This is a genomic window from Enterobacter sp. UCD-UG_FMILLET, assembly GCF_000762975.1.
GTDB lineage: Bacteria > Pseudomonadota > Gammaproteobacteria > Enterobacterales > Enterobacteriaceae > Enterobacter > Enterobacter dykesii.
In genome coordinates, this window is record NZ_JRJC01000027.1 from 146,006 (window position 1) to 157,404 (window position 11,399).

Genomic DNA, 11,399 nt, shown 5'->3' on the forward strand with positions numbered 1-11,399 from the left:
CCGGGGCGAAGGGATTACCATTGATAACTGACGAAAATCTTCCCGTTACGACCATCCTGAGGAATGCCCTGAGGTGACCAGTATTCTTTGTCAAAGGCGTTGCCGAGTACCAGCGTCGTGGTCACGCCTTTGAGTCGCTCCTGGCCCTTATAGCTGACATAGAAGTCGTTAACCGCATAGCCCGGCTGTTTGCTGTAGCTGCTGCTGATATGCGTTGAGCGATCGACAAAGGTGCCAATCCAGCCGACGGAAAATCCGCTTTGCGCCACCGGAATGTCCAGCTTGCTGGTGACGGTGTCCGGGTTGATGCTGGAGATGTACTCGCCCGTATCGCTGTCTTTCCCGCGCGTGCGGTTATAGGCCAGGTCCAGGTTGAAGAGGTCGGCAGAGTATTTTGCCATCATGTCCCAGCCCCAGATTTTGGCGTTCGGGACGTTATAGGACATGGTGGTTGCCGCCGCAAAATCGACGGTGGTAGAGATATAGTCTTTGGCTTTGGTATCGAAGTAGCTGGCTTTGAACTCCAGCGCATCGTTGGCAAGCATGAGATCGTCAAAGCGCAGGCCAAATCCAAACTCCTGCGTTTCGTTGGTTTCCGGGCGCAGGTTCGGGTTTGGCACCCAGTAGTTGGTATAGAAGCGGCCAATGGAGAAGTGTTTGGCGTCGTTATACATCTCGCCCATAGTCGGCGCGCGGAACGCCTGCGCGTACGAGCCAAACAGCATCAGCCAGTCGGTTGGGCTGACGGTCAATCCGGCGCGGGAGGACCATTTATCGGCATCGACATCGTCGTAGCCATTGCTGCTGCCGCGGTAGTTGTCATAGCGGGTGCCGCCAAGAAGAGTGACGGGAAGGTCGCGCAGGGTAATTTCGTCCTGCAGCCAGCCAGAGCTGAAATCAATTTTCGCCTCCGGGAACCCGGTGGTGGCCCCGCCCGGATGCTGCTCCTGACGGTAGTATTCTCCGCCGTAGGTCAGAAGGTGTGCTGCAAAGGTGTCGCTGAACAGACGGGTGCGGTTTTCCACCTTGCCGCCTTTGGTGGTTTGCTTGCGAAACTCGCCGCTGCCGTCGATGTTCTGGGCATTGATGCGCGCTTCGGACCAGTAAACCTTCGCATCGGCATTCAGCCAGTCGTTATCTTCCGGGGCGATGCTGTAGCCCAGCTGCGCGTCGCGCTGAATGGTGGAGCGATCGGTCATCGGGTTACTGCTGTCCGCCCCGGTGGTTTGCGGATTTTTTGGCTCCTGGGCATCGTTGTTGTAGTAGCGCAGCGAGCCGCTCAGGGTCTGGGCCGGGTCGATTTTCCAGCTGCCTTTCGCCAGCATGTTATTGATGGACTCGTCATTAGGTGCGCTTGCGCCGTCGCTCTGGCGGATGTCACCGCGATCCCGGCTGGACCATGAGACCAGACCGTCCAGCGTATCGGTGCGGCCATAGGCGCTGGCGCCCATCCCGAGGCTACGATCGCCCGTCGCGCCAGTACCAAACACGCGGTAACCACTGTTTTTACCCGGCTCCAGCAAATCTTTTGCATCAACGGTGTCATACGAAATCACGCCGCCCAGCGCGCCGCTGCCGTACAGCAGGGCCGACGGGCCGCGGACCACTTCGATACGTTTGATGAGCGCGGGATCGAGGAAGGTGCTGTTCAGGTGGCCGGTATCGGTGCCCTGGCGCACGCCGTCAACCAGCACCAGCACGCCGCGACGGTCATATCCGCGCAGGTTCACGTCCTGCCCGTTGGTGCGCCCGGTGCCGTCCAGCGTCAGGCCGGGGACGTTACGCAGCAGGTCGGCAGCAGAGCTGGCGGTTTGTTTCTCCGGCGCGCTGGCGTCAATCACGTTCACCATCATCGGGGCTTCAAAGGCGCTGCGGGCGTTGCCCGTGGCGGTGACGGTAATGTCATCTGTGGCGGCAAACGCCGCGGTCGGCAGGGCGCTGACAATCGCCAGCGCCAGAAGTGACGGGCGTAAAGATGCGGAAGGCAGGTGTGGCATAGCAACTCTCCATAAGAAGTGAAAAGCGCTGGCTGCCTGGGTGTCACCTGGGTGGCTGGCGTATTGTTTATGTTGTTTATTTTGTGAGGATCAGTTTTCCGGCATGGGTCTGACGCAGCAGATAGCGCTGGCCGTCATGCTCGATAATGACCCGGCCCTCATCGCCGAGGAGGGTTTTGCTGTCAATCCGACGCTCGGAAAGGGCTGGTGCTGTGTCTGTTTTTGCTGGCGTTGCCGCGCTGTTATCCGTACGTGACATAATGTTTATAAATAACAATCAATGTAACAATGATAATCATTATCAATAAACTGCAAATTCACGGCAAGCGTTTTTATGAAAAAAGGGTGAGAGGATCAAATTTGGGGTGAGGTGCGGTCTGATGCCCTCACCCCGACCCTCTCCCACAGGGAGAGGGAGAAGGGTGGGATTTCAGAAGCGCGTATCTACCGCCGACGCCAGCTTCTCCAGCAGCAGTTCGCTGTCTTCCCAGCTCAGGCACGGGTCGGTGATCGACTGACCGTAAACCATCTGCTGCCCGGCAACGATTTTCTGCGTGCCTTCTTTGATAAAGCTCTCAGCCATAATCCCTGCAACGGCGGTCGATCCGCTGCGGATCTGCTGGCATATCTCATCGCAGACGTCCAGCTGGCGACGATGCTGCTTCTGGCAGTTGCCGTGGCTGAAGTCCACCACCAGGTGTTCCGGCAGGTCGAACTCGGCCAGCGTTTCGCAGGCCGCTGCGATATCTTGCGCATGATAGTTCGGTTTTTTGCCGCCACGCATAATGATATGCCCGTACGGGTTACCGCTGGTCTGGTAGATGGTCATGTGACCGCTCTTGTCCGGCGACAGGAACATGTGGCTGGCACGGGCTGCGCGGATGGCATCAACCGCGATACGGGTGTTGCCATCGGTCCCGTTTTTAAAGCCGACCGGACAGGAGAGGGCGGAGGCCATCTCGCGGTGGATCTGGCTTTCGGTGGTGCGCGCGCCAATCGCGCCCCAGCTGATCAGATCGGCGATAAACTGCCCGGTCACCATATCGAGAAACTCGGTCGCCGTCGGCACGCCCAGCTCGTTGACCTGTAAAAGCAGCTTCCGCGCCAGCTCGATACCGTGGTTAACGCGATAGCTGCCGTTGAGGTCAGGATCGGAAATCAGGCCTTTCCAGCCCACCACGGTCCGCGGTTTTTCAAAGTAGGTGCGCATCACGATCTCAAGGCGATGCTGGTACTTATCCCGCAGACCCTGGAGTCGTTTTGCATAATCTATCGCGGCGTCCAGATCGTGGATGGAGCAAGGCCCAATCACCACCAGAAGACGTTTGTCTTCACCGTTAAGGATTTTTTCAATGCGGCGGCGGGAGGCCGTCACATGTTCCGCGACGGCGGCGGAAACGGGATGCCGCTGGGCCAGTTCAGCCGGCGTGACCAGGCTGTCAATGCGCGCAGTGCGAAGTTCATCGGTTTTATTCATGGAATGTCTCAGAAAATTTTTGCTTCATCGGCAGACTACCGGGAAGTGATGGGCATCACCTTAAACCAATCCCTGCTGATTTCAAGTTCGGGGCGACACCGCCCCGTGGTTGCAGATGATGATACCTGAATCTGAGCTAATGTACTAGCGTATTAGTACATGCGGCGATTAAGCCCCATGATGTCGAGAATTTTGGTGGCAATTTCTTCAACCGAATAGTTGGTGCTGTTCAGCCAAGGGATCTGGTTTTTGCGGTACAGGGCTTCCACTTCGGAGACCTCCATCCGGCACTGGCGCATGGAGGCGTAGCGGCTGTTCTCGCGGCGCTCTTCGCGGATGGCGGCAAGGCGTTCCGGATTAATGGTCAGGCCGAACAGCTTGTGCTGCAGCGGCTTAAGGGCGGCGGGCAGCACCAGGTTATCCATGTCGTCGGCGATAAACGGGTAGTTTGCGGCGCGAATGCCAAACTGCATCGCCAGATAGAGGCTGGTCGGCGTTTTGCCGCAGCGCGACACGCCGAGCAGGATCACCTGCGCCTGGTCGAGATTTCGCAGCGAGATACCGTCGTCGTGGGCAAGGGTGTAGTCGATAGCGGCGATACGCGCGTCATACTTGGTCAGGTTGCCGGGGTTCAGCCCGTGGGTACGGTGGGCAATCGGGGTCGGGTCGAGCTTCAGCTCACTCTGCAGCGGCGCCACCAGCGCCTGCACGATATCCTGGCAGAAGCCTTCACTTTGCAAAATGATGGAGCGAATCTCCGGGATCACGATGGAGTAGAACACCAGCGGGCGGACGCCGGTCTGCTGGTAGATGGCGTCGATCTGGTCCTTAACCGCTTTGGCGCGGCTCTCGTTTTCGACAAACGGCAGCGTGATGCTGTTAATCGAGACGGGAAACTGCGACATCACCGCGTGGCCCAGCACCTCGGCGGTGATCGCCGTACCATCAGAAATATAAAAAACATGGCGATCGACAGCACTATCCATTTTACTCACCCTGAATATCAGACCTAATTGTCTGAAAGCATAAATTAAAAAAGTAATTTACACAGCAAAGAACTTATCCTAATTATGAATGAAACGCTGTTTTTGATTTTCCTGAAAAGTGGATTTCATTTTTCAAATAGCGACTTTATTTTTGGGGTTTCTGGCTGAATATAGAGGAATCATCGGGTTAATCGTTGATGGGAAAGTATCCGAAAAGTTGAAATTTTAAATTGCTTACACGATTCACCGTTTTTTTAGCCGAAATAAATATGCCAGTATAAATACGTAGTCAGGTGTTACTTACTCCGATCAAATATCACAAAAGGATTGTTTCGATGTCCAACAATGGCTCGTCACCGCTGGTGCTTTGGTATAACCAACTCGGCATGAATGATGTAGACAGAGTTGGGGGCAAAAATGCCTCCCTGGGTGAAATGATTACAAATCTGTCGAGTATGGGTGTCTCCGTACCGAACGGGTTTGCCACCACCGCCGATGCCTTTAACCTGTTTTTAGACCAGAGCGGTGTAAACCAGCGCATTTACGACCTGCTGGATAAAACGGATATTGATGACGTCACCGAGCTTGCCAAAGCCGGGGCGCAGATCCGCCAGTGGATCATCGACACACCTTTCCAGCCGGAACTGGAAAAAGCCATTCACGACGCGTACAACCAGCTTTCCGCTGACGATGCGCAGGCCTCCTTTGCCGTACGTTCCTCGGCGACCGCAGAAGATATGCCGGACGCCTCGTTTGCCGGGCAGCAGGAAACCTTCCTGAACGTCCAGGGTTACGATGCGGTGCTGGTGGCGGTGAAGCACGTGTTTGCTTCCCTGTTCAACGACCGTGCGATCTCCTATCGCGTTCACCAGGGCTACGACCATCGCGGCGTGGCGCTCTCCGCTGGCGTGCAGCGCATGGTGCGCTCGGACGTGGGCTCCTCCGGCGTGATGTTCTCCATTGATACCGAATCCGGCTTCGACCAGGTGGTGTTTATCACCTCCGCGTGGGGTCTGGGTGAGATGGTTGTGCAGGGCGCGGTTAACCCTGACGAATTCTACGTCCACAAGCCAACGCTGGCCGCTGGCCGTCCGGCGGTGGTGCGCCGCACCATGGGCTCGAAAAAAATCCGCATGATCTATGCCCCGACCCAGGAGCATGGCAAGCAGGTTAAAATTGAAGATGTGCCGCAGGAGCAGCGCGACCGCTTCTCCCTGACCGACGCCGAAGTGCAGGAGCTGGCGAAGCAGGCGGTGCAGATTGAAAAACACTACGGCCGTCCGATGGACATCGAATGGGCAAAAGACGGGAACACCGGCAAGCTGTTTATCGTGCAGGCGCGTCCGGAAACCGTCCGCTCGCGCGGTCAGGTGATGGAACGTTATACGCTGCACGCACAGGGTAAAATCGTGGCGGAAGGCCGCGCCATCGGTCACCGCATCGGTGCCGGTCCGGTCAAAGTGATCCACGATATCAGCGAGATGAACCGTATTGAGCCAGGCGACGTGCTGGTAACCGACATGACCGACCCGGACTGGGAACCGATCATGAAGAAAGCGGCGGCTATCGTCACCAACCGCGGCGGTCGTACCTGTCACGCGGCGATCATAGCCCGCGAGCTGGGCATTCCCGCGGTTGTCGGCTGCGGCGACGCCACCGAGCGCATGAAGGACGGGCAGAACGTGACCGTCTCCTGTGCCGAAGGCGATACCGGCTACGTCTACGCCGATATCCTCGACTTCAGCGTGAAGAGCTCAAGCGTGGATACCATGCCGGACCTGCCGCTGAAGATCATGATGAACGTCGGCAACCCGGACCGCGCGTTTGACTTCGCCTGCCTGCCGAACGAAGGCGTTGGCCTGGCACGTCTGGAATTTATCATCAACCGTATGATTGGCGTTCACCCGCGCGCGCTGCTGGAGTTTGACGACCAGGATCCGAAGCTGCAGAACGAAATCCACGAGATGATGAAAGGCTACGACTCACCAAGAGAGTTCTACGTCGGCCGTCTGACCGAAGGGATCGCGACGCTGGGCGCTGCCTTCTATCCGAAACGCGTGATCGTGCGTTTGTCTGACTTTAAGTCTAACGAGTACGCCAACCTGGTCGGCGGCGAGCGCTACGAGCCGGAAGAAGAGAACCCTATGCTGGGCTTCCGCGGGGCCGGACGCTACGTGTCCGGCAGCTTCCGCGACTGCTTCGCGCTGGAGTGTGAGGCGGTGAAACGCGTGCGCAACGACATGGGGCTGACCAACGTCGAAATCATGATCCCGTTCGTGCGTACCGTGGATCAGGCGAAAGCGGTGGTGGACGAGCTGGCGCGTCAGGGTCTGAAGCGCGGCGAGAACGGGCTGAAGATCATCATGATGTGCGAAATCCCGTCCAACGCCCTGCTGGCCGAGCAGTTCCTTGAGCACTTCGACGGCTTCTCTATCGGCTCGAACGACATGACGCAGCTGACGCTGGGTCTGGACCGCGACTCCGGCGTGGTCTCCGAACTGTTCGACGAGCGCAACGAGGCGGTGAAAGCGCTGCTCTCTATGTCCATCCGCGCGGCGAAGAAGCAGGGTAAATACGTTGGGATCTGCGGTCAGGGTCCATCCGACCATGAAGACTTTGCCGCATGGCTGATGGAAGAGGGGATCGATAGCCTGTCCCTGAACCCGGACACCGTGGTGCAAACCTGGCTGAGCCTGGCGGAACTGAACAAGTAACGCCACGCTGACCCGAAAAGGCGAGGATATTATTCCTCGCCTTTTTTATTTCATTTCTTATTTGCTCCCCATCACAAATAAAGTAAAAAACCAAATATCATAATTTGTCTGTCAATTTAGACAATTGTTAGCGCGCAAAGCGTTGCTAATACTTGAGCCTTACTGCGCATTTCCCTTAAGAAGATGCGCAACTGGTTGAAATACGTTTTAACCTGATAAAAAGGCAAATAACAATGACACTCTCCTCTGTATTGCGTACCAAAGATAAAATAGGTTATGGCTTAGGCGATATGGCCAGCGCGCTGGTCTGGCAAACGGCAACGTTATTTCTCGCTTATTTCTATACCGACGTTTTTGGATTGCCCGCCGCGATTATGGGCACCATGTTTTTAGTGGTGCGCGTGGTCGATGCGTTTGTCGATCCGTGCATTGGCGCACTGGTTGACCGCACCCGGACGCGCCACGGTCGTTTCCGTCCCTGGCTGCTGTGGTTTGCCATTCCGTTCGGGGTGAGCTGCCTCATTACCTTCTATGTGCCGGACGTTGGGCCGACGGGAAAAATCGTTTATGCCTGCGTGACCTATGCGATTTTAAGCCTGATTTACTCCGCGATTAACGTGCCTTACTGCGCCATGCCCGGCGCGCTGACGCTGGATCCGCGCGAGCGTCATTCTCTGCAGTCGTGGCGCTTTGGCCTGTCGTTTATCGGCGGGCTGATCGTGACGGTTATTGCCCTGCCGCTGGTCTCACTGTTAGGCCAGGGCAACGTGCAGAAAGGTTATTTCTATGCCATGAGCCTGATGGGGCTGCTGGGCATTGTGCTGTTCTTCTGCTGTTTCCTGATGACCCGCGAGCGTTATTCTCCGCGCAATGATACCTCCGGCTCTATGCTCACCGATTTAAAACTGCTGGCCGGCAACAGCCAGTGGCGTATTGTGTTCCTGTTTAATATTTTGCTGTTAACGGCGGTGGTGACGCGCGGTTCCGCCACCATGTATTACGTGAACTATGTGCTGCTGCGCCCGGATCTGGTTTTTGCCTTTATTGTTTCCGGCATGGTGGCCTCCTTAAGCGGCGCATTATTATCTGAACGGCTGCTGGGGAAATTTGACCGCGTGCGCGCCTACCAGTGGACCATTATCTCCTTCGTTATCTTCGGCGCGCTGATTTTCTTCCTGCCGCCTTCACAGGTGTGGCTAATCTTTGGCCTTAACATCGTCTTTAGCTTTATTCAAAACCTCACCACGCCGCTGCAGTGGACCATGTTCTCCGATGTGGTCGACTACGAAGAGCACCGCAGCGGCCGTCGTCTGGACGGGCTGGTTTTCTCCACCGCGCTGTTTGCCATCAAGTTTGGTCTGGCGCTGGGCGGGGCAGTCGTCGGCTGGGTACTTGGCATGGTGGATTACGCCCCGGGCCAGGCAACCCAGGCGCCAGGCGTTCTCTCGACCATCAACGCGCTGTTCACCCTTATCCCGTGCGCGCTGTTCCTCTGCATGGTCGCGCTGCTTGCCATCTACAAGCTAAACAGCCGGCTGGTGGATTCTATCGCCCAGGAGCTGGCCAGCAAGCGTGAAGTTAGACCCGAAGCGGGGCAGCTCAGCCCGGCAACCCCTTCCGCACTACAGGAGTAAAACATGACAGCTATCTATAAGGACGCGGGACGTCCCGTGCACGAGCGCGTCGCCGATTTACTGGCGCGCATGACCCCGGAAGAGAAGTTCGCCCAGATGCACGCGTACTGGCTGATCCTCGATGAAAACGGTAACCACCGCGAGCGCAGCGACCTGAGTGACGAATTCGCCGGCTTGAGCGAGCAGGCTGCGCTCAGCGAACGGCTTAAGCTGGGCGTCGGACAGATCACCCGTCCGCTGGGCACCCACATCGTTGATGCCAAAACCGGTGTGCGCGCGGCGAATCGCCTGCAGCGCATGATGATGGAAGAGACGCGTCTTGGCATTCCGGCGCTGTTCCACGAGGAGTGTCTGGTGGGGCTGCTGTGCAAAGACGCAACCCTGTTCCCGTCGTCATTGAACTACGGTTCGACCTGGGATCCGGAGCTGGTGCTGCGGGCGGCAGAGCAGATTGGCAAAGAGGCGCGCTCCGTCGGCTGCCAGCAGGGGCTGGCGCCGGTGCTGGACGTGTCCCGCGACGTGCGCTGGGGGCGAACCGAAGAGACCTTCGGGGAAGATCCCTGGCTGGTGGGCGTAATGGCGACCGCCTACGTGAAGGGCTTACAGGGCGAAAAGCGCGACCTGCTGGCAACCCTGAAACATTACGTGGGTCATTCGTTCAGCGAGGGGGCGCGCAACCATGCGCCGGTGCACCTCGGGTTCAGCGAGCTGAACGACACCTTCCTGCTGCCGTTCGAAATGGCGGTCAAGCTGGCAAACGCCGGTTCGGTTATGCCCGCGTACCACGATATTGATAACCAGCCGGGGCACAGCGACAGCTTCCTGCTGACCACCGTCCTGCGCGAGCAGTGGGGATTCGACGGGATTATTGTCGCGGACTACGGCGGCGTCAGCCTGCTGCACCAGCACCACGGGATTTCTCACGACGCTGCCGAATCTGCCGCGCTGGCGTTCAACGCCGGGCTGGACGTTGAGCTGCCGAAAGACGACTGCGCGCGGCATCTGGCGGAAGCGGTAGAGCGCGGGCTGATCTCTATGGCGAAGGTCGATGAGATCGTGGCGCGTACGCTGACCGAAAAATTCCGCCTTGGCCTGTTTGAAAAGCCGTACGCGGATGAAAACGGTATCGATCTGCAAAATGAGATCACCCGGCAGGCCGCGCGGGAGGTGGCGACAAAATCGATCACGCTGCTGGAAAACAACGGGATTTTACCGCTCGGCGGCAAACCCCGTGTGGCGGTAGTGGGGCCGACGGCAGACGATCCGCTGGCGTTACTGAGCGGCTACAGCTTCCCGGTGCATTTGATCATCAGCGATATGGTGGAAGAGACCTCGCAGGTCACGACCCCGCGCGCGGCGCTGGAGCAGTATCTCGGTGCCTCGAACGTGCGCTATGCCAAAGGATGCCACATCATCGAGAAACGGATGGCGGGCGCGCCGGTCTTCCCGGGCGACAGCGGCGGCAAACCGATGCAGCAGTCGCCCGTATCGCAAAGTACCGCCCCGATCCCCGAGGCCGTGAACGCCGCGCAGGAGAGTGACGTGGTGGTGGCCTGCGTGGGCGATCTCGCCGGGCTGTTCCAGAGCGGTACCGTGGGGGAAGGTTCCGATACCGACTCCCTGAACCTGCCGGGCGTGCAGCAACAGCTGCTGGAAGCGCTGGTCGCCACCGGTAAACCGGTGATTGTCGTGATGACCGGGGGGCGTCCATACAACCTGCAGGGGCTGGAGGATAAGGTCGCGGCGCTGATGATGGCGTGGGCACCGGGGCAGGAAGGGGGCTGGGCGATTGCGGACGTGTTAACCGGGCGGGCGGAGCCGCAGGGCCGTCTGGTGGTGAGCGTACCGAAAAACGTCGGGGCAATGCCGTATTACTACAATCACAAGCTCAAAAGCGGCGGTACGCCGTTTGCCTTCCATTTCGGTTCACGTTACCCGTTTGGCTTCGGCCTCGGCTGGACGACGTTTAGCTGGGGCGCTGTCCGCGTCGCCGAAAGCAGCGTGCCGGTCGACGGCGAGGTGGTACTCAGTGTGGATATCACCAATACCGGAGAGCGCAGCGGCAGCGAGGTGGTGCAGGTTTACGTCAGGGATAAGGTCGCCACGCAGGTGCGGCCGCTTCAGGAGCTGAAGGCCTTCCAGCGCGTCACGCTCTCGCCGGGAGAAACCGCCACGCTCACCTTTACGCTGCCGGTTGAGATGTTCAACTTCACCCGTCGCGACGGAAAACGCATCGTCGAGCCGGGCGAGTTTGAGCTGCAGGTTGGCGCATCGTCGGCGGATATCCGCGAGGCGGTAACGGTCAATGCGACAGGGGAAACGCGGGTGCTGCCTGCCGAATGGCGGATGCTCAGTACCTGTGAGGTTCAACGCGCGTAGTCAGGATAAAAAAAAGCCCATCGTGGGAGATGGGCAAAGACTACACACAGCAATTCGTTGTTTCACTCAGGGGATTTCCATGCTTATAAATCAAGGTGTTGATTTATAACCGTGTGCTAATAGTAGGCATGTCCGCTTTTAGCGTCGATCGGATTCGTCTCAATAGTTAAAGAGGCGTAAAGAATTCTTGAGGTTATGAGCAGACTTACTGC

7 protein-coding genes and 1 other RNA gene are annotated in these 11,399 nt (G+C 57.8%); 3 read left to right on the forward strand and 5 right to left on the reverse strand.

Annotation, left to right across the window (positions count from 1 at the left end):
* Positions 1-14: 14 nt before the first annotated feature.
* The 4 genes from LA04_RS13460 to ppsR all read right to left on the reverse strand — a co-directional run bounded on the left by LA04_RS13460 (position 15) and on the right by ppsR (position 4,460).
* On the reverse strand, positions 15-1,997 hold the full coding sequence (locus LA04_RS13460) for a TonB-dependent hemoglobin/transferrin/lactoferrin family receptor (protein WP_047651980.1): 1,983 nt from the start codon (positions 1,995-1,997) through the stop codon (positions 15-17).
* Positions 1,998-2,073: 76 nt separating this feature from the next.
* Positions 2,074-2,256, reverse strand: a complete 183-nt coding sequence (hemP, locus tag LA04_RS13465) for a hemin uptake protein HemP (protein ID WP_047651981.1) — start codon at positions 2,254-2,256, stop codon at positions 2,074-2,076.
* A gap of 171 nt (positions 2,257-2,427) precedes the next feature.
* A complete protein-coding gene (gene aroH, locus LA04_RS13470) occupies positions 2,428-3,474 on the reverse strand; it encodes a 3-deoxy-7-phosphoheptulonate synthase AroH (protein ID WP_047651982.1) in 1,047 nt (348 codons plus the stop codon).
* A gap of 152 nt (positions 3,475-3,626) precedes the next feature.
* A complete protein-coding gene (gene ppsR, locus LA04_RS13475; RefSeq protein WP_023311315.1) occupies positions 3,627-4,460 on the reverse strand; it encodes a posphoenolpyruvate synthetase regulatory kinase/phosphorylase PpsR in 834 nt (277 codons plus the stop codon).
* A 335-nt stretch (positions 4,461-4,795) separates the two neighbouring features.
* On the opposite strand from ppsR, the gene ppsA reads away from it, so the two are divergent.
* From ppsA to LA04_RS13490, 3 genes are all read left to right on the forward strand, one after another.
* Positions 4,796-7,174 (forward strand): phosphoenolpyruvate synthase, encoded by a 2,379-nt coding sequence (gene ppsA, locus LA04_RS13480; RefSeq protein ID WP_047651983.1) that lies wholly within the window; start codon positions 4,796-4,798, stop codon positions 7,172-7,174.
* A gap of 233 nt (positions 7,175-7,407) precedes the next feature.
* A complete protein-coding gene (locus LA04_RS13485; RefSeq protein ID WP_047651984.1) occupies positions 7,408-8,808 on the forward strand; it encodes an MFS transporter in 1,401 nt (466 codons plus the stop codon).
* Between the two features lie 3 nt (positions 8,809-8,811).
* On the forward strand, positions 8,812-11,187 hold the full coding sequence (locus LA04_RS13490) for a glycoside hydrolase family 3 N-terminal domain-containing protein (protein WP_047651985.1): 2,376 nt from the start codon (positions 8,812-8,814) through the stop codon (positions 11,185-11,187).
* A 5-nt stretch (positions 11,188-11,192) separates the two neighbouring features.
* Here the strand turns inward: LA04_RS13490 and rprA are convergent.
* An RNA gene (rprA, locus tag LA04_RS23640) (antisense sRNA RprA) lies at positions 11,193-11,300 on the reverse strand.
* Positions 11,301-11,399 lie beyond the last annotated feature (99 nt).

Bases quoted from the DNA above. Each gene is read 5' to 3' on its own strand.
- LA04_RS13460 (WP_047651980.1), bottom strand. From the start codon at position 1,997: ATGCCACACCTGCCTTCCGCATCTTTACGCCCGTCACTTCTGGCGCTG.
- hemP (WP_047651981.1), bottom strand. From the start codon at position 2,256: ATGTCACGTACGGATAACAGCGCGGCAACGCCAGCAAAAACAGACACA.
- aroH (WP_047651982.1), bottom strand. From the start codon at position 3,474: ATGAATAAAACCGATGAACTTCGCACTGCGCGCATTGACAGCCTGGTC.
- ppsR (WP_023311315.1), bottom strand. From the start codon at position 4,460: ATGGATAGTGCTGTCGATCGCCATGTTTTTTATATTTCTGATGGTACG.
- ppsA (WP_047651983.1), top strand. From the start codon at position 4,796: ATGTCCAACAATGGCTCGTCACCGCTGGTGCTTTGGTATAACCAACTC.
- LA04_RS13485 (WP_047651984.1), top strand. From the start codon at position 7,408: ATGACACTCTCCTCTGTATTGCGTACCAAAGATAAAATAGGTTATGGC.
- LA04_RS13490 (WP_047651985.1), top strand. From the start codon at position 8,812: ATGACAGCTATCTATAAGGACGCGGGACGTCCCGTGCACGAGCGCGTC.